Origin of the sequence: Bacillus sp. TH25 (assembly GCF_016650935.1) — a bacterium.
In the GTDB taxonomy this organism is placed as follows: domain Bacteria; phylum Bacillota; class Bacilli; order Bacillales; family Bacillaceae_G; genus Bacillus_A; species Bacillus_A mycoides.
Genome location: NZ_JAEKEU010000038.1, coordinates 187,006 through 210,871 on the forward strand (window position 1 = coordinate 187,006; position 23,866 = coordinate 210,871).

At 34.4% G+C, this 23,866-nt stretch carries 27 protein-coding genes; 9 read left to right on the forward strand and 18 right to left on the reverse strand.

Annotation, left to right across the window (positions count from 1 at the left end):
* Positions 1-124 precede the first annotated feature (124 nt).
* Positions 125-1,093 carry a class I SAM-dependent methyltransferase gene (locus JFT89_RS23500; protein WP_002066579.1) on the forward strand — a complete coding sequence of 323 codons (969 nt, stop codon included), beginning with the start codon at positions 125-127 and terminating at the stop codon, positions 1,091-1,093.
* Between the two features lie 13 nt (positions 1,094-1,106).
* Here the strand turns inward: JFT89_RS23500 and JFT89_RS23505 are convergent, their stop codons facing one another.
* Together JFT89_RS23505 and JFT89_RS23510 are read right to left on the reverse strand one after the other, a co-directional pair.
* Positions 1,107-1,679, reverse strand: coding sequence for a DJ-1/PfpI family protein (locus JFT89_RS23505; protein WP_201040736.1), 573 nt, complete (start codon positions 1,677-1,679; stop codon positions 1,107-1,109).
* The gene (locus JFT89_RS23510; protein ID WP_201040738.1) at positions 1,676-2,254 is read right to left on the reverse strand and encodes an AAA family ATPase; all 579 of its coding nucleotides are present in this window, start codon (positions 2,252-2,254) and stop codon (positions 1,676-1,678) included. Before JFT89_RS23510 ends, JFT89_RS23505 begins: the two co-directional genes overlap by 4 nt.
* A 254-nt stretch (positions 2,255-2,508) precedes the next feature.
* Here JFT89_RS23510 and JFT89_RS23515 point away from each other — a divergent pair, with 254 nt between their 5' ends.
* Entirely contained in the window at positions 2,509-2,805 is a 297-nt protein-coding gene (locus JFT89_RS23515; protein ID WP_002033506.1) for a hypothetical protein, read from the forward strand.
* A 103-nt stretch (positions 2,806-2,908) separates the two neighbouring features.
* Positions 2,909-3,340 carry a DUF2621 domain-containing protein gene (locus JFT89_RS23520; protein ID WP_016092107.1) on the forward strand — a complete coding sequence of 144 codons (432 nt, stop codon included), beginning with the start codon at positions 2,909-2,911 and terminating at the stop codon, positions 3,338-3,340.
* A gap of 134 nt (positions 3,341-3,474) precedes the next feature.
* Here the strand turns inward: JFT89_RS23520 and JFT89_RS23525 are convergent, their stop codons facing one another.
* The 3 genes from JFT89_RS23525 to JFT89_RS30685 form a co-directional block, all read right to left on the reverse strand.
* The gene (locus JFT89_RS23525) at positions 3,475-3,981 is read right to left on the reverse strand and encodes a CcdC family protein (RefSeq protein ID WP_001028637.1); all 507 of its coding nucleotides are present in this window, start codon (positions 3,979-3,981) and stop codon (positions 3,475-3,477) included.
* 90 nt (positions 3,982-4,071) lie between these two features.
* Entirely contained in the window at positions 4,072-4,779 is a 708-nt protein-coding gene (gene ccdA / locus JFT89_RS23530; RefSeq protein WP_001152680.1) for a cytochrome c-type biogenesis protein CcdA, read from the reverse strand.
* 16 nt (positions 4,780-4,795) lie between these two features.
* Positions 4,796-4,945 carry a peptidase T gene (locus JFT89_RS30685; RefSeq protein ID WP_306475196.1) on the reverse strand — a complete coding sequence of 50 codons (150 nt, stop codon included), beginning with the start codon at positions 4,943-4,945 and terminating at the stop codon, positions 4,796-4,798.
* A 320-nt stretch (positions 4,946-5,265) separates the two neighbouring features.
* Between JFT89_RS30685 and JFT89_RS23535 the strand changes: the two genes are divergently transcribed.
* Together JFT89_RS23535 and JFT89_RS23540 are read left to right on the forward strand one after the other, a co-directional pair.
* Complete coding sequence (locus JFT89_RS23535; RefSeq protein WP_201040740.1) at positions 5,266-6,174, forward strand: EamA family transporter; 909 nt, start codon at positions 5,266-5,268, stop codon at positions 6,172-6,174.
* An 88-nt stretch (positions 6,175-6,262) separates the two neighbouring features.
* Entirely contained in the window at positions 6,263-7,423 is a 1,161-nt protein-coding gene (locus JFT89_RS23540; protein ID WP_002066571.1) for a M20 peptidase aminoacylase family protein, read from the forward strand.
* Between the two features lie 21 nt (positions 7,424-7,444).
* Here JFT89_RS23540 and JFT89_RS23545 read toward each other — a convergent pair whose 3' ends face one another.
* The 3 genes from JFT89_RS23545 to JFT89_RS23555 form a co-directional block, all read right to left on the reverse strand.
* A complete protein-coding gene (locus JFT89_RS23545) occupies positions 7,445-8,392 on the reverse strand; it encodes an ABC transporter permease (protein ID WP_002128553.1) in 948 nt (315 codons plus the stop codon).
* Complete coding sequence (locus JFT89_RS23550) at positions 8,385-9,296, reverse strand: ABC transporter ATP-binding protein (RefSeq protein WP_016096329.1); 912 nt, start codon at positions 9,294-9,296, stop codon at positions 8,385-8,387. Before JFT89_RS23550 ends, JFT89_RS23545 begins: the two co-directional genes overlap by 8 nt.
* A gap of 94 nt (positions 9,297-9,390) precedes the next feature.
* On the reverse strand, positions 9,391-9,966 hold the full coding sequence (locus JFT89_RS23555) for an FtsX-like permease family protein (protein ID WP_002066569.1): 576 nt from the start codon (positions 9,964-9,966) through the stop codon (positions 9,391-9,393).
* Positions 9,967-10,141: 175 nt separating this feature from the next.
* On the opposite strand from JFT89_RS23555, the gene JFT89_RS23560 reads away from it, so the two are divergent.
* Positions 10,142-10,804 carry a histidine kinase gene (locus JFT89_RS23560; RefSeq protein ID WP_201040742.1) on the forward strand — a complete coding sequence of 221 codons (663 nt, stop codon included), beginning with the start codon at positions 10,142-10,144 and terminating at the stop codon, positions 10,802-10,804.
* A gap of 26 nt (positions 10,805-10,830) precedes the next feature.
* On the opposite strand, the gene alsR is transcribed toward JFT89_RS23560, so the two are convergent.
* Entirely contained in the window at positions 10,831-11,739 is a 909-nt protein-coding gene (gene alsR, locus JFT89_RS23565) for an acetoin biosynthesis transcriptional regulator AlsR (protein WP_002066566.1), read from the reverse strand.
* Positions 11,740-11,890: 151 nt separating this feature from the next.
* On the opposite strand from alsR, the gene JFT89_RS23570 reads away from it, so the two are divergent.
* Positions 11,891-12,256: a CidA/LrgA family holin-like protein gene (locus JFT89_RS23570; RefSeq protein ID WP_000872360.1), complete on the forward strand. Its 366-nt coding sequence runs from the start codon at positions 11,891-11,893 to the stop codon at positions 12,254-12,256.
* The gene (locus tag JFT89_RS23575) at positions 12,253-12,930 is read left to right on the forward strand and encodes an LrgB family protein (RefSeq protein WP_002128560.1); all 678 of its coding nucleotides are present in this window, start codon (positions 12,253-12,255) and stop codon (positions 12,928-12,930) included. Before JFT89_RS23570 ends, JFT89_RS23575 begins: the two co-directional genes overlap by 4 nt.
* 12 nt (positions 12,931-12,942) lie before the next feature.
* Here the strand turns inward: JFT89_RS23575 and JFT89_RS23580 are convergent, their stop codons facing one another.
* Positions 12,943-13,356 (reverse strand): NUDIX hydrolase, encoded by a 414-nt coding sequence (locus JFT89_RS23580; RefSeq protein ID WP_002142750.1) that lies wholly within the window; start codon positions 13,354-13,356, stop codon positions 12,943-12,945.
* A 141-nt stretch (positions 13,357-13,497) separates the two neighbouring features.
* Here JFT89_RS23580 and JFT89_RS23585 point away from each other — a divergent pair, with 141 nt between their 5' ends.
* Positions 13,498-13,698, forward strand: coding sequence for a DUF3903 domain-containing protein (locus tag JFT89_RS23585; protein WP_002014403.1), 201 nt, complete (start codon positions 13,498-13,500; stop codon positions 13,696-13,698).
* Positions 13,699-14,018: 320 nt separating this feature from the next.
* Here the strand turns inward: JFT89_RS23585 and JFT89_RS23590 are convergent, their stop codons facing one another.
* The 8 genes from JFT89_RS23590 to JFT89_RS23625 form a co-directional block, all read right to left on the reverse strand.
* Entirely contained in the window at positions 14,019-14,774 is a 756-nt protein-coding gene (locus JFT89_RS23590; protein ID WP_016096326.1) for a sulfite exporter TauE/SafE family protein, read from the reverse strand.
* A 108-nt stretch (positions 14,775-14,882) separates the two neighbouring features.
* Entirely contained in the window at positions 14,883-15,029 is a 147-nt protein-coding gene (locus JFT89_RS23595; RefSeq protein WP_002066561.1) for a BC1881 family protein, read from the reverse strand.
* A 166-nt stretch (positions 15,030-15,195) separates the two neighbouring features.
* On the reverse strand, positions 15,196-16,923 hold the full coding sequence (locus tag JFT89_RS23600; protein ID WP_002066560.1) for an S-layer homology domain-containing protein: 1,728 nt from the start codon (positions 16,921-16,923) through the stop codon (positions 15,196-15,198).
* Positions 16,924-17,144: 221 nt separating this feature from the next.
* Entirely contained in the window at positions 17,145-17,714 is a 570-nt protein-coding gene (locus JFT89_RS23605; RefSeq protein WP_002066559.1) for a hypothetical protein, read from the reverse strand.
* A gap of 112 nt (positions 17,715-17,826) precedes the next feature.
* Positions 17,827-18,861, reverse strand: a complete 1,035-nt coding sequence (locus tag JFT89_RS23610; protein WP_016096325.1) for a nuclease-related domain-containing protein — start codon at positions 18,859-18,861, stop codon at positions 17,827-17,829.
* 139 nt (positions 18,862-19,000) lie between these two features.
* Complete coding sequence (locus JFT89_RS23615) at positions 19,001-20,047, reverse strand: GH25 family lysozyme (RefSeq protein WP_016096324.1); 1,047 nt, start codon at positions 20,045-20,047, stop codon at positions 19,001-19,003.
* A 198-nt stretch (positions 20,048-20,245) separates the two neighbouring features.
* On the reverse strand, positions 20,246-22,009 hold the full coding sequence (locus tag JFT89_RS23620; RefSeq protein ID WP_201040744.1) for an ABC transporter ATP-binding protein: 1,764 nt from the start codon (positions 22,007-22,009) through the stop codon (positions 20,246-20,248).
* Positions 22,009-23,760 (reverse strand): ABC transporter transmembrane domain-containing protein, encoded by a 1,752-nt coding sequence (locus JFT89_RS23625; RefSeq protein WP_002033485.1) that lies wholly within the window; start codon positions 23,758-23,760, stop codon positions 22,009-22,011. The genes JFT89_RS23620 and JFT89_RS23625 overlap by 1 nt, the downstream gene beginning before the upstream one ends.
* Positions 23,761-23,866: the final 106 nt, after the last annotated feature.

A 23,866-nucleotide genomic window follows, 5' to 3' on the forward strand; every position in this document is an offset into this window, starting at 1 on the left:
AAACGGTTAAATCGTCAATAGTTTAAAATATTATTCAAGCAATTTTTTATCCCTCTCATACTTGTACTTGTGTACACAATTTATTTACAGATTTTTTTCAGACGTGCTATAGTCTCACTAACAGATGCAAAGGGGCGAAATTTCAGTGGCGAAGCGAAAAGATATTCATTTTCGAATTGAAGAAAAATTACTTACAAGGTTTGAAGACGTACTCCATTACGAAGGTTTAAATAAAACAGACGTATTAACACATGCGATTCAGCAATTTTGCATAAAGGTGGAATGTGAAAAAATGAATGATGTAAAACGCCAATACAACGTTAGTGACCATTTACAAACACGTATCGATACGCATAAACATTACGAAGAAAAACAAGTGAATGTAGATGAAGTCGTCATTGAACATTTACAACTCCAAGGGGAAGAAAAAATATTAGAGGTCGGGTGTGCTAACGGAAAATTTCTTTCCCTTTTGCAAACTAATGGTCATAAAGGACATCTAACTGGTTTTGATCAATCCGAAACTATGCTTTCTGAAGCTGCTATAACGAATAATATGATTAAATGGAAACTCGGTGACGCTAGTAAACTTCCTTTCGAAGCTAATTGCTATGACCTGATAATCGCAAGGCATATGTTATACCACATGAAAGATGTCGAAAAAACTATTCAAGGATTCCATAAAGTAATTCGTCCCGGTGGCTCACTTTTAGCTACAACAAATTCTAAAGTTTCAATGCCTCGTATAGTTAAAATGTGTAACAGTATGCTAGACGCATTTGACTTACCAAAAACATCACCAGCAGTAGCTCCATTTTGTTTAGAAAATGGTAAAGAGATACTACAATCTATTTTTTCAACTGTTGAAGAAACAATTATTCATAATGCACTCGTTTTTCATCATGCCACTCCAATCGTTAACTATATTTCTAGCATGTTCCCGTCGCTGAATATACCTGATAATATGTCCCTTCACACCGAAATGAAGGAATGGCTAAAAGAAGAAATAGAAAATGATTTATCACTTCACAACGGTATATGGCGCGACCCGAAAACGTTAGTGATTTATCGATGTAAAAAAGAAAAGAGCTAGCATTCGCTAGCTTTTACATGTTTTCCGGTAAAAGATTCTCCATCATTATATTGCCCTTTCCACTATAAAAATTTGTATTATGTTCATTCACTACTCCAAAATAGGAGGCAATCGCTAGTCCAAATGGCACAAATGCATGTCCTTGTGCTGTAATAATATTTGCGTGCTGTACAACTTCTGTATACACAAAATTTTCTACTGGAAAACAATCTAATTTTTGATAATCTATGGTCACTGTATAAGAGATTTCTTTAAATAAACCTGCTTTTGCTAACGCATACGATCCAGCACAAATCGCTGCCACTAATTTTCCTTGCTCAGAAAATTGACGAATAACTGAAAAAAGCAGTTTCGCCTCTTTCATATGTATTTCATCTCCGCCCGGAATGATAATCCCCTCATATTCTTCTACACGCACTTCACTTAATTCTATATGCGGCTGTACTTGTAAGCCTGTTTCACTTATAATCATTTCTTTTGTTAAACCCGCTGTAATGATTTCATATTTCTTTTTCAGCAATGCTGTTGCTACCGTTATTTCAAACTCTGCAAATGTCGGGTATACGAATAATAATATTTTTTTCATAGCCTTTTCTCCCTTAGCCACCCTATAAAATATGCCTCTAATTCGTCCACTGATAATATATTAGTGTCCACATAAGTTACGGGAAATTGTTTATACCATTCTTTTTCAACTTCTACTAATTTAAATTGTTCCTCAAATGTACTTCGATTTCTTGTCCTATCATTATTTCTCCTATCATACAAACTCTCTTTCGAAACATCTAAATAAAAAATTGCATCCGAACGGCATTCTCTTAATTTATACAATTCATCTTTTAATTCTGTTTCTATACCCCACTCTTTCCCTATCACTTTCGGATAAAAGAGTGTATAAAATTCAATATCTTCTGGCCCACGATCAAAAATCAAGACTGAACTTTTCACATTTTGAAACTCTTTTATTTTTGCTTCAATAAACATTTTTTGATTTGTAATAAACCCCTCTTTTGTACACATATCCAAATTTAATTTTTTTCGCTTTTCTACAATTGGATAAGGATTTTCATATATAACTGAAAGCCCACATCGCTCTAAGCTTTTGGCCAATGTTGTTTTTCCACTTGCCATCGGTCCTTGAAGTGAAATTACGTATACCATCCCTCTCATTCCCTTTTCTTATAATACATTGATAATATACAGAATTTTAAAAACTTTCAACATAATATATAGCATCTTGTTTCTTATTCTTATGTAACTTATAATAAAAAATAGAGATTATGACGGACGCATCAATAATGTAAGCTTGGAAATCCAAGCTTACATTATTTTTTGCTTTCCCTTTTCTTATAAAAAGAGTATACTAGATTAGAACGTATGTTCTTAATAATTACATACAGTAAGGAGATAGAACAATGGTATACGACACAAAAGCAATTTCTTGGAATGCATCTTTAAAACAACTTCAACGCCGCTATACAAACAAACAAGTTGACCGAAAAGAATTTGAAGATATTGAACTGATGGAATTCTTCCGCGATAACGACTACATTCCTTTACCTACACATATAAGCGGCCTATCAACAACACGTTTTACTTCTTACTCTATTTTCACAACTGAAGATAAAGATCGTAAAGTTGGCACACTCATCATTGAATATGTAGAAAATGACAATGATATTTTATGTGTTGAACAACTATACTTCGTTTAAATCACAACGCTTGGTCAAAATGATCAAGCGTTCTTGCTTTCTATGAATCTCACTGTTTATAATATGAATAAAAGAAAACCGCAATCATTAAGGGGGGATACACTTGCTCGAAGGATGGTTCAGTTGGTTTATTGTATTATGGACTGTTATTTTATTAGGACTTATGTCTATCGGTGGATACTTTATGTTCAGAAAATTTTTAAAACGATTACCGAAAGAAGACGGTATGTCCATTTTAGATTGGGAAGAGCACTATATTAATAAAACGAGACATTTATGGGATGATGAACAAAAACAATTATTAGAAGAACTAGTAAGTCCCGTTCCTGAACTATTTCGTGATGTTGCCACGTCAAAGATTGCCGGTAAAATTGGTGAACTTGCAATAAAGGAAAACGCTTCAAAAATTACACAAGATTTAATTATACAAGGATATATCGTTGCCACACCGAAGCGCGACCATAAATTTTTAATTAAGAAACTTCAAGAAAAAAAGATTGATTATTCAAATTACAAATCTTTACTTGCAAAATAATCTTCATTTTTTATTTCCCTATTTTCGACAAGTTACGTTTTATACGTCGTGGTTGGGACAGAAGGTGCTAACAATACCAATAAAAAATACAGCGTCAAAGACGCTGTATTTTTTATTTTATACATGTACAATTTTCACGTTAATTTCATATCTTTTTCGTTATAAAAACCGTCTTCTTTTTCCATTTCCTTCTGTAATTTCGTAAAGGAACGGTACATTGCAATTCTCCATGAAACAATCATTGCAAACGCAAGTAAGAAGAACATACCGCTAAGTTGTCCTAAATCAAGAGATTGACTTAAGTATGTTTTAAACACGATACGCACTACAAGTAATCCAATTAAAATAAATACAAATGCTTTTGAACGCTTCAAATAAATCTCTTGTCCGCGTATTTCAAATTTAGATGTTTTAATAAGAAAAATAGAAAAAAATAAACCGACACCAATTGCTTCTAGCATTTCTGCTGGAGTTAATCGAAATTCAGGAAAAACAAACATCAACGCTCCCGTGCTCATAAAAAATGGGGGAAGTATAATTTTTTTCAATGTTGCAGGTTTCTTAGCTGCTTTTAAACGAATAAACATCGCACCGACAGCCATACAAACAGCAACGATACTTGATAAAACAACTATGTTCATATTTTCTCATCCTTTTTTGTGGCTATATGCAAAATATACTTTCATTATATGCTTTTCCGTTAGTATTTCCAACATTTTCACAGAATAATACTAAAAACCGGTAAAACCACCAAATAAACTTGAGAAATATACGATAATTTTCGTCATCCAATTAAAGTATAGGAAGATCCCCATAACAATCATAATGTATCCTCCGACTTTCATGAACGCCATACTATTTCTTTTAATCCAAGACATTTTCGTAATAAAGAATGAAAGTACGAAAAAGGGAATCGCAAATCCAAGTATGTAAGCAATCATATAAATCATTGCCGATTCTGGATTTGTTGCTGCTAATCCAATGACAGACACTAAAATAGGTCCAGTACAAGGCGTCCAGCCTGCAGCAAAGGCCAACCCAATTAGAACGGATCCAAAATAGCCACTCGGACGATTTTTAAACGTAAATTTACGGTCTTGCATTAAAAACTTCGGTTTAAACACACCGACAATAATAAGACCGAACACGATGATAAATATACCACCTAACTGCCTAATTAAATCTTTATAATTTGTAAAGATGCCTCCAATAAAACTTGTACCAAATCCAATTGCAATAAAAATAATTGAAAAACCAAGTAAGAAAAACGCTGTATGTATCATACTTCTTTTGCGAAGCATTGCATTTTCTTCTTTCAATTCAGAAACCGACATACCTGTTATGTATGATAAAAATGCCGGGTAAAGCGGTAAGCAACATGGGGAAATAAATGATAAAAATCCAGCGCCAAACGCTAAAAAAATACTGATATCTTGCATGATTCCACTCCTCTCCTTACATATTGTAGCAAAAACACATAAAAATACTATGAACAATTCGTGAACTCACTTTAACAACGTGATAATAAGAAAAACTCCCCTTGCAAACAGTTTCTAATAAAACGTTTTCATTTCCTTCTATTATATAGAACAATCTCAATTGGATTATGAAACTCTTTCTAATTGTTACTAACATAACAAAGGTTCCACAGTTTCTCAAATCATTAGCACATTACAATTAACTTCACACATATATTGACCCTAAAATTTTTTTCAAATGCTGTCTTTATACAACGCAAAACTGATTTTACAATACTTTAATTATTATTAATTTCAAGATTATGCATAAATATCATACTTTTATTATTATTCTATAAAATTTTGCACTTTTCTTTCATTTGACCCTTCATTTTTAATTTTGTATACTTCCCTCTAGTTATATATGTCCGTTACGGAAGAATTTCATATAGATGGGAGGAATTTTTCATGCTTCGTTATTCTCTTTTAGTTTTATTAGGAGCGTGTAGTTATGGGGTTTTAGCTATTTTTGTTAAACTTGCATATGCAGAAGGGTTTTCACTTGGAGAGGTAATTGGTAGCCAGTATTTGTTCGGTTGGATTATTTTACTTGCTATTACACTTCTAGTTTCTAGACATCGTGTTCCACTAAAACAAATGTTAATTTTATTCTTCGCAGGAACGTCTGCAAGTTTTACTGGAATTTTTTACTACGCTTCTTTAAAAACTGTACCAGCTTCTATTGCAATTATACTTTTATTCCAGTTCGTTTGGGTTGGAATTATCATTGAAGCAACTACAACGAAAACATTACCTTCAAGAGAAAAAGTTATTTCAGTAATCTTCTTACTTGCAGGTACATTTTTATCAAGTGGGTTATTAGAAACATCAGCTGGTGATTTGGATACGACTGGAATCATTTTAGGCTTATTATCTGCTGTTACATTTGCAACATACATTTTCGTAAGTGGTAAAGTTGCTGTTGAAGTGCCTTCATTACCGCGCGGTGTTCTTTTAATGGCTGGTGCTTTAACTTTAGTAATGCTCGTATTCCCGCCAACATTTATTATGAACGGTGCCATTTCTCAAGGGCTTTGGAAATATGGCTTAGGATTAGGAATATTTAGTATCGTTATTCCATCTATTGCCTTTACAATTGGCATTCCAAAAATCGGTTCTGGATTAGCAACTATTCTTGGTGCAGCAGAACTGCCAGTTACAACAATTATGTCTGTATTCGTTTTAAAAGAAGCTGTACTATCTTCACAATGGATCGGTGTATCACTTATTTTAATCGGTATCGCAATTCCGCAAATTGCATACGCAATGCGTGGACGTTATAAAAAACAGCATACTCATAAAAAAGTTGCCGCATAAAACGAGAGAGGATTTTCATTTGAGAATCCTCTCTTTTATTATTGTATAATTAATACAAATACTTCACTTAAGAAAGAGGGCATAATAAGTGGCATCTATTCCTGATCAATTAACAGAAAAACTTATTTCCATTCGTCGGCATTTACATGAAAATCCAGAACTATCATACGAAGAATTTGAAACGACAAAAGCGATAAAAAATTGGTTAGACGAGGCCAATATCACTATTATTGATTCCAATTTAGAAACAGGAGTTATCGCTGAAATTTCTGGTAATAAAAACGGACCGGTTGTAGCGCTTCGTGCTGATATCGATGCCCTTCCTATCCAGGAAGAAACAGACCTTCCATACACTTCAAAAATACAAGGTAAAATGCATGCTTGTGGGCATGATTTTCATACAGCTGCTATTATTGGTGCGGCCTATTTATTAAAGGAAAAAGAATCTTCTCTTAACGGAACTGTCCGCCTTATATTCCAGCCAGCTGAAGAAAGTAGTAATGGTGCTTGCAAAATTATTGAAGCTGGGCATTTACGTGGCGTGCAAGCTATTTTCGGTATGCATAATAAACCTGATTTACCAGTAGGTACAATCGGTATTAAAGATGGGCCACTAATGGCCGGAGTTGATCGATTTGAAATTGAAATCCATGGTGTTGGTACACATGCAGCTGTACCTGATGCCGGCATCGATCCTATCGTTGCATCATCTCAAATCGTTATGGCACTTCAAACGATTGTAAGCCGAAATATTAGTTCTTCTCATAACGCTGTCGTAAGTGTAACAAACATTCATTCAGGGAATACGTGGAACGTTATTCCCGAAAAAGCAATATTAGAAGGAACTGTCCGTACATTCCAAGCTGAAACACGTGAAAAGATTCCGACATTAATGGAACGTATCATTAAAGGCGTTTCTGATGCACTAGGTGTAAAAACAGAATTTCGATTTTATCCAGGTCCTCCTGCTGTTCAAAACGATAAAGTACTCACTGATCTTTCTGTTCAGGTTGCAGAAAAAATGAATCTAAACGTTATCTCTCCTACACCATCAATGGCAGGAGAAGACTTTTCTTTTTACCAACAAGAAATACCAGGTTCATTCGTCTTTATGGGAACAAGTGGTACACATGAATGGCATCATCCAGCTTTTACAGTAGATGAAAAAGCATTGCCTATTAGCGCAGAGTATTTCGCCCTATTAGCCGAAGAAGCTATTCATCAATTATTACAAACAAAAAGCCGTTAAGTTACCCTTAACGGCTTTTGCTTATGCTGTTAAATCTCGTTTTATAAATACAGTATAGGAAACCCCTAAAAATACAGCTAAGTATAGAAGAAGCATACAAGAAGCAAATGGGAATGTTACTCCATCAATAAAGCTTCCACCCTTTAAAAGCCCATATAAATCTGTATTCGCTGGTAATAAATATTTCGCCCATTCATATCTTGCTGCCGGAATTAGCGCTATTCCACCTGATAATGCAAGAAATAAAGAAATCCCGATTGCACCTCCGCTCGATCTCGTTAAAACGGAAATCATAAAGGCAAATGCAGCATACACAAGAGTTGGTAACCAAGATAAAATATAATATTTACTTGCTTCTACGAAAATATTTTGTTTTATTATATTTCCATTTTGAACGACAAATTCAGCCCAAGCTGGTTGTTGGAATTTATAAATAATCAACCCGCATAATACGGAAAAAATCATATTAAATATAAATAATAATGCCGCAAATATAACGATTGCCAAAAACTTAGATGTTAAAATTTTAAAGCGGCTCGCTGGACGAATTGTTAAAAATTTATATGTTCCCCAGCTATATTCATTCGCAAAAATCGTACTCGCATATACGAGAATAAACGGAAGTAAAATTGGAAATACGATAAAACCTGTATCTCTCATAAATGAAAGCGGAGAACTACTTGCTGGCGCTGTATTCGTATCTAAATGTTTCATTTTAAGCTGGTATTCCTTTACAAGCTCGTCTCCTGACTTTTCTGTTAAAATATCCTCTTTTTTCATGCCGAGCTTTTTCTCAATTTCTACAGTGCGTTCTGTATAATCCGCTTTCCACCCTTTTGTTTCTGGCTCTAAATATTTTACCGTAACCCATCCTAATCCAATAATTAATACCGCAATAACTGCAAAAGGAATAATCGTTCGCTTTCGCTTAAATATTTTATACAGCTCGTTATAAACTAAATTAAACAATATCTTTTCCTCCTGTTAATTCTAAAAACTGCTCTTCTAGCGTTTTTCTTTCTTCATATACACGATAAACTTGAATGTTTTTCTCCATTAATGTACGAAGAATATTTGGAACTTCTTCATCTTTCACGTTTATAATTAATTCGTTTTCTTTTACTAAAACATCGTATTCTAAAACCTCTGCCGCTTTATTCGCATCATCTACACGTATATGTATTTCTTCTGTTTCTTCCTTTTTATCACTTTGAATATTTTGTGTTGCGACATATTCTCCATGCTGAATAATAATAACCCTGTCACACATTAATTCAACTTCTGAGAGTAAGTGACTAGAAACAAGAACAGCTTTTCCTTGTTCATGCGCAATTTTCTTTATGTACATCCGCATTTCATGTATACCACTAGGATCTAATCCGTTCGTCGGTTCGTCTAGTATTAATACATCTGGATTATGTATAAGTGCCTGAGCAATTCCTAAACGCTGTCTCATACCGAGTGAATATGCTTTTACTTTACGGTCAATTACTTGTCCCATTCCTAGCAATTGCACTACTTCATCGATACGCTCTTCAGTCACATTCCCATTCATTCTTCCGAAATATGTTAAATTTTCATAGCCGCTTAAGAAAGGATAAAATTCTGGTGTCTCAATTACAGCACCAATTTTCGCAGCAGTTTTTTCAAATTGCTGTTTTACAGATTGACCATCAATCCATACTTCTCCTTCTGTCATACGAATCATTCCGACCATCATTCGCATTAATGTCGTTTTTCCAGCACCATTTGGTCCTAATAAGCCAACTACTTCACCTTTTTTCACTTCAAAACTAATATTTTCTACTAACATCTTTGAACCAATTCGCTTTGTTAATCGATCAACTTTTACGATCGCTTGCTCATTTATCATTCCATACAACCTTTCTTCTTAACTCTTTTTTTCAGTTCTTCCCACTGTATCATGATTAATAACATGTGTAAAATGAAGAAAAAGCCATGATTTCTCATGCCTTTCTCCTCGTTTCATATGACTTTTCACCCTTTAACCTTTGTGTAAACCTACAACATTGCCACATTGATATTATAATGACGGTTATCATAACAACTGCTGTTATCATTATCGCATACGTCGTAATCGGTGCATTTGTTAATCCTTGGATTCCTACTGCTTTCATAAAAATAATAATAAATAATTTCAAAAATAACATACCATGAATTAATCCGAAGACGAAAGCTCCCCCGTAAATTAATAATTGCTCCTGACATAATAAACATAACATTTCTTTTCTCGTCATATTCACTACTTCGTACGATTTAAACTCCTCTCTTCTTACCTGTAGAAGCGAGGCTGTCATTTTATAAGTAATGAAAATACATACAAAAACTGCAAATAGAAACATAGCATAAAACCAATTTACAAATATAAGTGTATGTCCCGCTTTACTTATTACAGCTTCATTGAATCGGAATGATACCATAAAAAAACAAATCATTGTATTCATAGCAATCCACATAAATTGTTTTAACCTTTTGGTAGCAAATGTTTGTATATTTTTTCTCGCTAACCGAAATAAAGACATAGTTTCCCCCTACCTTACTTCATAACATACGCATTCTATACTACTAGTGTATAAGAATATGACATTTTAAACATCGCTCTTCAATCGGAATCTTTACTAAGCCTTTAGTCCTAGAACACAAATGGTAATTAAAGGATATTTATAATATGATTGTAAAAAAAGAAAGGAGCATTATATGCGTATAAAATTGCTATTTACCTTATCCTTACTACTTCTCACTAGTTGTAGCCCACTAAAAAACAATGAAGGTGCCACTGTTAAACCTTATAGATTAACAAAAGAGCAATCTGATATTTTACAAATGACTCCTATAGGTGAAGGAAATAGAATGTTTTATGATGTTACAATCAAAAATAATAAAGATGAACTAAACGCTGTGATTGAATATTATCAAAATGGTACAAAAATGAAAGAGATTGCTAACATATCCTCATCACATTTTTTAGAAAAGAAAATAAGGCTTTCTTTCATAGCACCACATTTTCAATTTGATAAAGATGCACTAGAAAAAGGTCAATGGTATATTAATATCGAAGGTGGTTCAACACTTGTTCCGGAAGAGGCTCCTCCAAACGTAAATAGTTCTGCAACTACTACAATTCAATCTACTAAAAGCGTAAAATACAATCAAAAAACAATTTTAGCTGCTGTAATAAAAACAAGTAAAGATACTGTAATCGTCCCTACAATTGATGAAGAACCAAGCATTGCGTTACTCTTAAAAGAAAACGAACACGTTTATCTATTTAGTATCGAGCTAAAAAAAAACAATAAAGCGGAAAGGCAACTCAAATGCACTTCCGCTTTATTGTTTAATAAGGTGTACTTATATATATAAATTAAATCGCTTTTTCGTCACGATTACTACTCGTCCTTCTCATCTCCTATTTCTATTCGCTTTTTCTCTCTTGCAATTTTCAAAAACTCTAACAACTCTGGATTGTTATTCATTTTTTTATAAGCCACTGACATTTCTGCAACAAAATTAGAATCACATAACTCTTTATATACAACTTCTGTTTTATACAATTTATTTGCGGATACAGGTATTACCGTAATTCCAATACCTGCCGCTACAAGCCCCATAACAGTTTGATACTCCGTTGCTTCTTGTACAATGTGCGGACTAAAACCTACATCACGGCAAAGCGATAAAATTGTATCATATAACGCTGGCCATACTGGTCTCGTAATAAATACGAACGGTTCATCCCTTAAATCTTCGATATGTATTTCGTCCTTTTCAGCAAGAGGATGTGCCTTCGGTAAACATAACGTACATGAAAGTTTTTGAATTGGTTCTAACTCAAGTAATTGCGTTGGAATTGGCGGACGTAAAAATCCAATATCAATTCGATTATCATGAAGTGCATGCACCTGATCCGGTGTGGACAATTCATGTAATGCTACAGACACTCTCGGAAATTTCTTTCTATACTCTCTGACGATTGACGGTAAAATATCATATATCGCCGCACCTACAAAACCAATTGAAAGTGATCCAACTTCTCCCCTTTGAGCACTTTGTGCAACTTCTACTGCTTTTTCAATTTGTTCAAACGCTTTTTTTACTTCTTTTAAAAACATTTCTCCTGCTTCTGTTAATTCAACCTTTCTCTTCGTTCTTGAAAATAACATAACTCCCATTTCTTTTTCTAATTGCTGAATTTGTTGACTAAGCGGTGGTTGTGTCATTTGTAAACGAGCAGCTGCTCGTCCAAAGTGTAATTCCTCTGCCACTACAACAAAATATTGCAAATGCCGTAATTCCATTTTGGACACCCTTTTCACTTTCGATTAATACATCTAATATATTAATAACATATAATTTATATATTAGACAAATATTTCGAATGAACGTATAGTAGAAATTGTGAATTCTTTTTTACAATTTTTATGTAAAAAACAAAGAGGTGGTTACTGTTTGAAATGGTGGAAGTTAAGCGGACAAATTTTATTATTATTTTGTTTCGCTTGGACAGGTGAATGGATTGCAAAACAGGCACACCTCCCAGTTCCAGGAAGTATAATCGGTATTTTTTTATTGTTAATCTCATTAAAATTTAATATAGTGAAAAAAGAATGGATACAAGACGGTGCAGACTTTTTATTAAAAGAACTTATTTTATTTTTCATCCCTTCTGCAGTCGCTGTCATTCGTTACAAAGATACATTATCACAGTATGGAATCGATCTCATTTTAATTATCGTGATTAGTACACTTTGTGTCACTCTCGTAACAGGACTTTTAACAGAATTGCTATTAAAGCGGAAAGGATCAACACAATGATCGGCTTTCTTTGTTTACTATTAACACTATTCACATATTGGGTATCTAAAAAAATGTATCAACGCTGGAATTGGAGTTTACTTTCTCCCCTTCTTGTATGCCCAATCATTTTAATCGCTTTATTACTTGGATTAGATACACCATACGAAACCTACGAATCTGGTAGTCATTGGCTAACAGAATTATTAAAACCTGCAACAGTTGCTTTCGCATGGCCAATCTATAAATATTTTGATCTATTAAAAAAACATGGCACTGCTATTTTAATTAATGTCATTGTCGGTTCTTTTCTATCTGTTATCACTTCCGCACTACTAGCTAATTTTTTTCAAATTGACTCTACAATAGAACAAAGTTTAGCACCGCACATTGTAACAACACCTATTGCAATGGCTATTTCAGAAATGATTGGCGGCATGTCACAATTAACAGCAGTTTTCGTTGTATTAACTGCCTTAACTGGAGCATTACTCGGTCCTACACTCATACGCATATGCCGTATTAAAACAGCGCTCGCAAAAGGTATAATGCTAGGTACTAGCGCGAATGGAACCGGAACATCAAAAGCATTTGAAATCGGCCCTGTAGAAGGTACAATTGCAAGTTTATCAATGCTTTTAACAGCTGGAGCTAGTTTAGTTATCGTTCCACTTTTCTTATCGTGGATACACTAAAAAAGCAAGTATCTACACACTTGCTTTTTTATTTATATATCGGTATATTAGCTCGTAATCCTCCGGAAAAGCTAACGATAATTTTCCAACTTCATGTATCCCTTTCCAATCAATCTCATGTATTAACTCATCCGGATCTTGGATTTTCATATTACCGCCTATTTTTTTAACAAAGTAATAATGAACATACACCGGAATCCCATATGTAATACCTTCTTTTTCGTATATTTTATTTACAACCTCCACATTGTAACCTGTTTCCTCCCAAACTTCCCTGATACAACATTCTTCTAGTGTTTCTCCCTTTTCAAGTCCTCCACTTGGGACAGACCATCTTTTTTCTTCCCCTTCTTTTCCTTGCAATACCATTAAAATTTCATTTCTTTCATTCATACAAATAGCTGCCGTACCTATCCATCTCTCCATATACATCCCTCCCCTACTAAAATTCGTCTTCTTTTTTATTTCCCCTTTGAAAAAAGAGGAAATAAGTAAAAAGATGCCGAAAGTTTACATCAACTTCATGAGCAGTCCCTTCTTAGAAATTCAAACCGGAAGGATGAAATTATGATTTCTAAATATGTTGTGGAATGTGTTTTTTGTGAAGAAAACCGAAAACCTCGGCAAGCCATTGTCACAGTGCCTGCTACTTCTCAGCTACTAGCCATTCAAAAAGTACGAGCTGAATGTAAACGTCGCTTCGGAAAAACTTTATTATTGCAAACAGAAATTAAAGAAGGCTTACTCATTGAACAAAAAGAAAGCTGACCATAAATTGGCCAGCTTTCTTATCCGATCATATTTTCACATGAAGATTAGGGGCATCCTCTTTAAGGATCGGGATTTACCCATTATGTGCGTTCCATAATGGTCATCGAACAATATATTTCTATACAATAAACTATTGAATAGAATAGGGCAAAACTTGTTCGCATTTTTAGAAAAGGGATAGGGATATAATTCAAGTAATACTTCGAATACTCGAACTTTATACTCATTATATTAAAGCAAATCCTTTTATATGAGAAATATGAATTACTTACATAATTCATTCGTAAAATATATTAATAGATTTCTATATATTCTCTTTAATCTACTAACAACATACATCCAGCTAATATTGGTGTCATAATCATCGAAAACCTTAGAAGCATGCGAGGTGCATAATTTGTAAACTTAGCTCCTATATATGCTCCTAACATTGTCCCGATTAAAACTTGTACTAATAATACATAATCTAAATACCCTTCCGAACTATATCCAAACCCACCTCCAATTGCGATTGGTAATATAACGAGCATTGTCGTCCCTACAGATTGACGGATTGTTAAACCTAATAGAACCATTAATCCGAGTTGGATAAAAGGTGCTGAGCCAATACCAAATGCACCTGCTAAAATTCCAGTCACCAATCCGAGGAATATACATTTAATCACGTTATCTTTCGAAAGTTCTTTTTCCTCTTTTAACGACGACCGCTCCCTGTTTTGGAACATAATCAACCGAATAAACATAAAAATTGCAGATAAAAATAACATACCCGCTGTAAACCAGTGCAGAAGATGCGCTGGTATTAGCGAACCAAACTTTGAACCAATAAAGGAACCAATTGCTCCAAATCCCCCAACAATCCCACCTATTACAAACACAACATTCCCTTCCCTGTAATGACTTACTACTCCAGATAATGTTGTAAATGCCATAGCAGTTAAAGATGTTGCAAGCGCAACATGAATAGGGATATGGAATACTAGAGTGAGTATGGCGATGATAAATCCTGCTCCTCCTGCTCCGACAAATCCTAATAAAACTCCCATTAATAACATTGTTATAATAATTGCCACATACTCCCCCTCCAATACCCCAATTATCTATCATATGCACACTTCTATACAAACAAAAAGCATCCTAAACGGATGCTTTTACTACTTTTCTATATTGATAATATGTACTTAATCTTGATTAATCAAAATTACAGCTGGTCCAGAGACAACAACTCCGGCCACTTCTATCTTTTCAAATTCCTTCACTGTAATAGATATAACCCCTTCTCTTTCCATCAATTCCTTACTCAGGACTTCAGTCGGTATCGCTTTCACCGTCTTACCTCCTTTTCATTTTATACAAAATTATAAAAAACTACCCAATGCATCTAAATATATGCATCACCTCCGCTTTCATTCCTTATTCCAGTCAAAATTCACAGCCCCTTTCTATAACATATTGAAAAATAAAAAAGCACTCGCTAAAGCGAATGCCTTTCCATTATTTACTCTCTATTACTTTTAACATTCTATTAATAAATGCTGCCGATTCCCCACGTGTTGCAGAACCTTTTGGCATAAACTCATTATTCTCATTCCCTTTTACAATACCTAACCCATAAACACGCTGAACTGCCTGTTTATCATACGCTAAATTTTGATCCGTAAATGGTAATGAAACTAAATTACCTTTTATATTTTTGTATTGCAATGCACGATCAATCATAATGACAGCTTCATCACGTTTAATCGTATCATTCGGAGCAAATATATCATTTCCTCGTCCACTTATAATCCCAGCACTAGCTGCACGATTAATACCATCGACTAACGATGGATGGGCTGTGCTTAAATCTTTGAAATTCGATTTCCCCTCAGGTAATTGTAATGATCTTGAAACTAAATTTGCAAATTCTCCGCGTGTTACAAGACGTTCTGGCCAATAAGAACCTTTTCCATCTCCAACCATAATACCTCTTTTATCTAATTCACGAATATCCGCTTCATACCAACCACCTGTAATATCATCTTTATGATTTGCATCATAATAAGCTTTTGTTCCCTGTAAGAATGGCTCCCACGCATTATTCTTTATCATAATGGCCGGACAATTCTTTCCGCTCCAAAATTGATGTTTTTTCACATTTTCTACAGGAATATTTAATTCCCCCATTAAATAGGCTGCTAGTTTACGAGCATTTTCCACAGCTTTATTATAATCACCATCTTGATTGACAGCAATTTCAATTGCAATTGATTCTCTATTACCAGTTCCTTCTGCTCCATCTCCAGCATGCCAACCATTTTCATTTAATGGTAGATGTTGATAGATTTCTTTATCATCTACTGTAAAATGCCAAGATGCTGAACGATCAGTCGTTCCTGTTGCTTGGCTGTATAAATATTGTGCGTGGTTTCTAGCATTTGCTCCAACACTATAATTATCCGTCTCATGAATTGTAATGTATTTTGGTTTCATCGCATAGCCTGGACGAATATTTTCATTTCCTGTTGGTACAATCATTTCCTTTAATGGTACACCGTAAATATCCGTTGTTTTCTCTTCTATTGGTGCAGCATACATAACAGCTGTACGTTTTGTACGTGTTGGTGTTGTGTCTTGAATAAGCGAGGCCTTTGTCCCTTCAAATTTTGCTGAAGGTGCATAAATCCATTTCACCTCATTATCTATTTGGACTTGGAACCACTCTCCAACTTGTCCAATTGCAATAATTGTTTGCGGTTGTAACACTTTCTCGTCTTTATATGAATTAAATGGTGCTGAATATGTAGCTGTCTCTTCATTAATTACTAATTTTTCGTTTGCCAAGTGATAAACTTCCTTAACCTCTACATTTCCTTCACTACTTTGTATCCACCCAGCTCCAGATGATGTTTCAACATAGTAAGCGTTTCCTTTTCGTTTCTCAGCTTTCACCACTTGATTTGAAATCTGAGCACCTGTCTCTTTTTGTAAATCAGCAGAATCAAATAAAGGTGCTGAACTTATTATATGTACAAGAAAATCTCCTTGCGCTTCATTTGTTATTCCTTTGTCCTCTCCACGCCCATCTTCATCTTTCATATGGGTTTCAATACTTTTTAAAGCTTGCTCGTCAGTTGAAATTGTTACGGTCTTTTCTACTGTGTCAGCATAGGAAGAAGTTGGAATCGTTACCATACTAAATACAATTGATGCAGCTAAAACATTATAAAATCCTTTTTTCATAATAATTATTTAACACGCTTATATCGAAATTCGTGTTAACTTCCCTCCCTAATCTAAAAAATTTAATACTATCTAGTAAACTTCTAAACTAAATAGCCATTTACAATATAACAAACTCTACCCCATTCGTATAGATAGGAATGACTACTATTTGCCTACTTTTTCTATATTGGAATATAGAAAAGAAGCTATAAAAGGCATAGCTTCTTCCCCTCACTATTTCAATCTCGTTGCACCTTATATTCTATAACCCTACCATCTCTATCAAATTGCAAAACAAGACATTCACTATCTATAGGAATGAAACCACGTTCATTCCCAAGATAGTATAGTGTAGTAATTCCCGTTTCCAAACTGCTTGTTTTCGTAGGGGCCCCTAACAATTTTATGATTTCCTCGTTTGATTTTCCTATCAATTTATGCCGCTTTAATAAGTCATCTATCATATATACCCGTTTTTCTTCATCATTTAACCACCGATCCTGATTAAAGTTTGAAGTGTATTTATTTAAACTTAATTGTAAAGTGCATACTATCAATGGAATGAGAGCAACCATCATTACAGTGAACAGCTGTTTCTTATCTTTATCACGTCTTGCTGATACATGTAAGACAGCCTTTTGAATAATAACTAGTAGAATAAAAGGCATTGCTACTACAAAAATACTCGTTACACTCAATGACACATGAACCATATCAATAACAAAGATAAACACAAGATACATTAATATATACAAACAAAAATAAATGTACAATATTCCCCACAATATAGAGCTTTTACCTTTCTCCATCCAAATAACACCTTCTTTATCCCGCTATTTGCAAACAGTTATACTCCCACCTCAAAATTCGGCTGTACAGGGTAGGAGCCGGGGTGCCCATAAAACCCTACTGATTAAAGTTTTACTTCGCGACATAATTCATCTGACCAATCATATCTCTAATCTTTCCTAGTTCTTGTGCGGTATATATTACTTTACTTGTCAAAACTTCATTTCTGAAAAATGTTACAATTTGCTCTCTATCTTTAAATCTCGGCAATTCTTCATTAGAAAGATCAATAACTTCTTTTCCGCTTTCATTTTCAAAATATACAATTGGTTTTACTTTTTCCTTTACAATATCTACTTGCATTTCTTCCAAACAATTATATAAAGTTTGAGATAGCATTTTCGCTTTATACGCTGGATTCCCTTCATTTCTTACTTGCAAAGTTAATGAAGTTCCATCCGTAATAAATTCAAATGTCTCTTCTTTTTCAATTTCATGTTGATACTTACCAATTTCCTCAATCATAAATGAATATATACCCGCATTTTCTCTCGTTAAGCCATGGATTAATTTCCCTGTCCATTCTTTCGTCTCAAGTAGATAAATACCAGTTTTACATAAGATAAGGTGATGAATTCGATTATCATTTATGTCACGTTTATCTCTATATTTATTGCGTATCATAAAAACGTTCGGTATAATATGAAACTCTTCTTCTAGTATTATTCCTTGCTCAACGAAACCTCGCTTCATATAATGTAATGTTTCATGCGCATTCAATTCAGCACCATTTTTGGCATATTCTCGTAAATCCGCTATTAAATTTTGAAACATATGTATTTCACTACTATGCTTATCTTGCATTTCACTACGTTCTTTACTATGTTGAACAGCCAATTGGTTTTTCATCATACGCATATTTTCAAGTTCTCTAGCTGTATTCACTTGTAAATCATTATATTTTTTCTGTTCCATATTCTTTAAAGTATCCTGTTGTTCTTTATGCCCTGTAATCGTAGCTGCAATCTCATTTTCATACGTTTCAATCGCTTGTTTCTTTTCAAACTCTACTTGCTGACTCTCTGATTCTAACTGTTTATTTTTATAAAACAGTACAAACACTACAGCTAATAATATTAAAATCCCACCTATTAGCACATACTCCATATTATTACTCCTTTATTTCATTTCCGATTATTTTTCAACATATATCAATTACATTATACTATGCTATCAATATATACTTTGTAAAAATTATATATTTTTAATAAAAGGCATCTCAGTCGAGATACCTTTTAAGTTCACTTTATTGTACACCATATTGAATATAACTTGAATCATAGTATACCCACTGATTTGTCCCTAAGCAAAGCCATCCATTTTGCTTACTCCATACTCGATATGATTCACCATGATGTAACTGTCTTATAACATTCCCGTTTAATGATGGAGCGTCTCGCAGATTCACATTATCGCCAGTAATAGTTGCCACATAATGTTTGTACTGAATATAACTTGAATCATTATATACCCACTGATTTGTCCCTAAACAAAGCCATCCATCTTGTTCTCCCCAAACTTCATATGATTCGCCACGATTCAATTGGCGAATTACACTAGACTGTATAGATGGTCCACTTCGTAAATTCACATTATCTCCATTAATTACAGCAACTCCGTATACTGGAGTCGCATTATTAGGCGTGGGAACATTACCTCCACCACTTGCTCCATTTCCTTGTAAAGCTTCTAATGAAACAGCTGCTGATACATCACAATTTCCTACACCTGAAATTTGCCCAGAATCTGTGTACTGCCATGCTGTCCACTCTGTCCATCCACCAGCATCAGCAGGCGGTATACTAGAATATCTGGAAATCCATAGTGGAATGTCACTTAATCCGCTAATTCCAAATTCATTAATATACCAAACTCCTGTATATAACATTACATTTTTCCCAGTAGCTTGTTTCACATAATTTACGAAACTTCTTGCCCAATTCGATATAGTCGCACCCGTTAAACTACTATTGCTAGTATCCGTTGGCGATTCTAAATCTAAAACAGGAATTAAGTCCGTCTGATTACTCTGTAATATATTCACAAAATATTTCGCTTCTGAAATGGCATCATTTTGTTCTGGGTGCGCAAAATGATATGCACCAATTAATACATTCGCATTTCTCGCAGCTTGTACATTTTGAACGAAAGTAGGGTCAATATAGTTCACACCTTCCGTCGCTTTTGCATACGCCGCTGGAATACCAGATGACTTCACAGCATTCCAATCGATGTTTCCTTCCCAATGAGACACATCGATAAACGTAACATTTGAACTGGATCTATTTTGCATATAAAAGCTCCTATCAAATTTTTTTATTCCGTATACAATATGTACAACTTCAGTTAGTGGACACGACTTTTATGCTATAGTAATAAAGTTCTAATACATTTATTTTGTCGAGTTGTTTAAGAAAAAAGTGAAATTGAAACCACCCTTCACCAAAAACTCCATTAATACACTTTTAACACCGCAAAAAAGGCCTTGTAATTACAAAGCCTTTTGCAAACTCCCTTTATTTTGTAGTAAGTACATATTGTAGTAAAGTCCTTGTTCACTAAGTAACTCTTGATGTGTTCCGCTTTCTACAATTTCCCCTTCATGCATAACAAATATTTGATCCGCATCTTGGATTGTAGACAATCTGTGCGCAATCGCTATCGTTGTTCTGCCTTTTCGCATTTGCTGCAATGCCGTTTGGATAGCCTCCTCTGTTTCTGTATCAATATTTGCCGTCGCTTCATCTAACACTAATACTTTCGGATTAGTTGCTATCGTTCTAGCAAAAGCAATTAATTGCCTTTGACCACTAGAAAATGCAGCTCCTCTTTCGACTACTTCTGTATCATACTGCTCTGGTAATTTTTCAATAAACGTATTCGCTTGCACAAATCGCGCTGCTTCCTCTATCTCTTCATCCGTAATCTCTTCATTATACATACGAATGTTTTGCTTTACATTTCCAGCAAATAAAAATGCATCTTGCAGCACAAGACCAATTTTCTTTCGAATTTCTTGTTCTTCAAACTTCTCTAAATCTACTCCGTCTATTACAATATTTCCTGATTTAATATTGTAAAATCTCATTAATAAATTCATAATCGTACTCTTTCCGCTACCAGTATGCCCTACGAAAGCAACCGTTTGCCCTGGCTTTACGTGAAAAGATACATTTTTTAAAACGTCACGCTTTCCATCATATGAAAAAGTAACATCTTTAAACTGAAGTTCCCCATTAGCTATTCCTGGCTGTTCACTCCCCATTTGAACAGGAGCTAAATCTTTATCATCCATTAAATGAAATACACGCGATGATGAAACAAGCGCTTGTTGGAAGAAAGATAGTTTCATCATCATCTCATTTACCGGCTGGAAGAAACGATGAATATAGTTAACGAAAGCATATAAAACCCCTACTTCAACAGGACTCTTTAAAGCATCGATTCCGAATAAACCAAGTACTAACGCAATTGCTACAATATGAACAAGATCTGTTGCTGGACGTAAAAGTAATGCATCTAATTTCAATGTACGACGTCCAGCACTAAAATGTTTATTGTTCACTTCTTCAAATTCTTTTCTCATCCGCTTTTCTTGCCGGAACACCTGAACAATATTCATACCTTGAATGGACTCATTTAACTTTGCATTTAATATACTCAGCTGATTACGTACCTCTAAATAAAAAGCTGCACTTTTCCGTTGATACAACACCATAATTGCAAACATTACCGGAATTAATATGAGCGAAAATAGCGCTAATTTTACATCTAATAAAAACATCGCTACTAAAATCCCTACTAAAAAGACTACATTTTTCACGAATGTTGATAGTACACTAACATAAAAATCCTTAATCGCTTCTGTATCATTCGTTATGCGAGATACGAGCGTACCAATCGGCGTACGATCAAAGAAGCTTAATGACAATTTTTGAACATGTTCATACACTTCAACTCGCATATCTTGGACAATCTTAAAAGCGATATTTTGAAAGTACAATAAGTCTAAATAAGTAAATAATACTTTTAATAAATGAGCAATAATATACACTACAAATAGGGTTACAAGTGCTGATTGTTCAAAGTTACGTGGTACTAAGTGTTCATCAAGAAATTGTTTAATTAAAAAAGGACCCATCATTTCAGTTACAGTTGCACCAACTAGAAATAAAAATGCTAACGCTAATAACCTTTTATATGGTCTCATATAAGAAAGCAATCGCCTTAAATCACTCCGCTTTTTCTCAGCCATCATACGCCTCCTTTCTCTACTAACGCCTCTAACTGCTGGCTTTCGTACATTTCTTTATACCAACCATTTTCTTTCATTAATTGCTCATGTGTCCCTCGCTGCATAACCCTACCTTCATCAATAACAAGAATAAGATTTGCATGCTGAATAGCACTTAAACGATGGGCAGTAATAATCGTCGTTTTCTCTGCCCTTTCTCGTTTCAATGCAGTTAAAATAGTTTCTTCTGTTTTTGCATCTACGGCCGATAAACAATCATCTAATATTAAAATTTCAGCATTTGTTAATAATGCACGCGCAATAGAGATTCTCTGTTTTTGACCTCCTGATAGTGAAACGCCCCTTTCACCTACTACAGTGTCATACCCTTCTGGAAATTGAAATATATCATTATGAATACAAGCAATATCAGCAGCTCGGCTAATTTCTTTATATGTAGCATCGGCCTTTCCAAAAGCAATGTTCTCCCCAATACTCGCTGAAAATAAAAAGTGATCTTGCGGTACATATGAAATTGCAGAACGCACACCGTGAAGTGTTAAATCTCGAATATCCCGCTCCCCAACTTTTAATTCACCATTAAAATGATCATACTCTCGAATTAAACATTTTAATAACGTCGTCTTCCCTGCACCGGTACGCCCTACAACTCCTAACGTTTCACCTTTTCTTAAGTTAAAGTAAATATCTTTTAAGTTTAATAGTTCATTCTTTTTATAAGAAAACGAATCAACAGCAAACGAAACATCACCACTTGCTATAGCGTGTATAGCATTTTCCTTATTCACTACATCTGAAGTTTGTGAAAATATTTTCTCCACACGATCATACGAAGCACGTCCACGCTCCATAATATTAAATAGCCATCCAAAAGCTAACATTGGCCATACAAGTGTCCCTAAGTACGTTGTAAATGTTACTAATTCCCCTACAGTTAATTCACCTCGTACGACTAATAATGATCCGTAACAAATTGCGATCAAAAATGAAAATCCGACAATTAGGGAAATCGTTGGATCGAATAACGAGTCAATACGTGCAACTAGCATATTTTTATGTACGACATCTTCAGATTTTTTCCGAAACGCTTGTAAATCCTCTTTCTCTTGTCCAAGTGAGCGAATTACCTTCATCCCACTCATACTTTCTTGTACTTTATCATTGATTTCAGAAAACGATTGCTGTGCCTTATGAAATCTTCTATGCAATAAAGTTCCATAATAATTTGTAGAAATAGCTACAATTGGCATCGGAATTAAACTTAATAACGTTAACTTCCAACTAATTGTAAATCCCATCGCTACGAGTACACATCCTCCAACAGCTAATGAATCAACGAGTGTTAAAACACCTGCCCCCGCAGTTTGCTGAATCGCCTGAATATCATTTGTCGCATGTGCCATCAAATCGCCTGTGCGACGTGATTGATAAAAGGATGGGCTCATCTTAGTAAAATGTTCATATAGATTCTTTCGCAGTTGACGAGCTAGTTTTAAAGAAGATCCAAAAATCATAATACGCCATAAGTAACGTAATATATACATCATAATTCCTACAACTACTAATAGAATAACCCAGTTCAACAATTTTTCAGACGTTAATGTTCCACTATTAATTTCATCTACTACAATCCCTAGTACTCTTGGCGCTACAAGTTCAAGAAGCGCGACACCAAATAACATAATAATTCCGATTATGTACGCTCGTTTTTCTTGCTTAAAAAACCAAGCTAAATTAAAAAACACTTTCATATTTATCCTCCTCCCTTAAAATGAGCGATGTTTTCAGTTTACCAAAAACACAGAATTTTTAAAAGTTTTAAACACTTATTATATCCAAAAGAAAAGGACACTCGGT

What these genes read in the sequence shown, in the direction of transcription:
- JFT89_RS23500 (WP_002066579.1), top strand. Translation starts at nt 125, where the DNA reads ATGCAAAGGGGCGAAATTTCAGTGGCGAAGCGAAAAGATATTCATTTT.
- JFT89_RS23505 (WP_201040736.1), bottom strand. Translation starts at nt 1,679, where the DNA reads ATGAAAAAAATATTATTATTCGTATACCCGACATTTGCAGAGTTTGAA.
- JFT89_RS23510 (WP_201040738.1), bottom strand. Translation starts at nt 2,254, where the DNA reads ATGGTATACGTAATTTCACTTCAAGGACCGATGGCAAGTGGAAAAACA.
- JFT89_RS23515 (WP_002033506.1), top strand. Translation starts at nt 2,509, where the DNA reads ATGGTATACGACACAAAAGCAATTTCTTGGAATGCATCTTTAAAACAA.
- JFT89_RS23525 (WP_001028637.1), bottom strand. Translation starts at nt 3,981, where the DNA reads ATGAACATAGTTGTTTTATCAAGTATCGTTGCTGTTTGTATGGCTGTC.
- ccdA (WP_001152680.1), bottom strand. Translation starts at nt 4,779, where the DNA reads ATGCAAGATATCAGTATTTTTTTAGCGTTTGGCGCTGGATTTTTATCA.
- JFT89_RS23535 (WP_201040740.1), top strand. Translation starts at nt 5,266, where the DNA reads ATGCTTCGTTATTCTCTTTTAGTTTTATTAGGAGCGTGTAGTTATGGG.
- JFT89_RS23550 (WP_016096329.1), bottom strand. Translation starts at nt 9,296, where the DNA reads ATGATAAATGAGCAAGCGATCGTAAAAGTTGATCGATTAACAAAGCGA.
- JFT89_RS23555 (WP_002066569.1), bottom strand. Translation starts at nt 9,966, where the DNA reads ATGTCTTTATTTCGGTTAGCGAGAAAAAATATACAAACATTTGCTACC.
- JFT89_RS23560 (WP_201040742.1), top strand. Translation starts at nt 10,142, where the DNA reads ATGCGTATAAAATTGCTATTTACCTTATCCTTACTACTTCTCACTAGT.
- alsR (WP_002066566.1), bottom strand. Translation starts at nt 11,739, where the DNA reads ATGGAATTACGGCATTTGCAATATTTTGTTGTAGTGGCAGAGGAATTA.
- JFT89_RS23575 (WP_002128560.1), top strand. Translation starts at nt 12,253, where the DNA reads ATGATCGGCTTTCTTTGTTTACTATTAACACTATTCACATATTGGGTA.
- JFT89_RS23580 (WP_002142750.1), bottom strand. Translation starts at nt 13,356, where the DNA reads ATGGAGAGATGGATAGGTACGGCAGCTATTTGTATGAATGAAAGAAAT.
- JFT89_RS23585 (WP_002014403.1), top strand. Translation starts at nt 13,498, where the DNA reads ATGATTTCTAAATATGTTGTGGAATGTGTTTTTTGTGAAGAAAACCGA.
- JFT89_RS23600 (WP_002066560.1), bottom strand. Translation starts at nt 16,923, where the DNA reads ATGAAAAAAGGATTTTATAATGTTTTAGCTGCATCAATTGTATTTAGT.
- JFT89_RS23605 (WP_002066559.1), bottom strand. Translation starts at nt 17,714, where the DNA reads ATGGAGAAAGGTAAAAGCTCTATATTGTGGGGAATATTGTACATTTAT.
- JFT89_RS23610 (WP_016096325.1), bottom strand. Translation starts at nt 18,861, where the DNA reads ATGGAGTATGTGCTAATAGGTGGGATTTTAATATTATTAGCTGTAGTG.
- JFT89_RS23615 (WP_016096324.1), bottom strand. Translation starts at nt 20,047, where the DNA reads ATGCAAAATAGATCCAGTTCAAATGTTACGTTTATCGATGTGTCTCAT.
- JFT89_RS23620 (WP_201040744.1), bottom strand. Translation starts at nt 22,009, where the DNA reads ATGGCTGAGAAAAAGCGGAGTGATTTAAGGCGATTGCTTTCTTATATG.
- JFT89_RS23625 (WP_002033485.1), bottom strand. Translation starts at nt 23,760, where the DNA reads ATGAAAGTGTTTTTTAATTTAGCTTGGTTTTTTAAGCAAGAAAAACGA.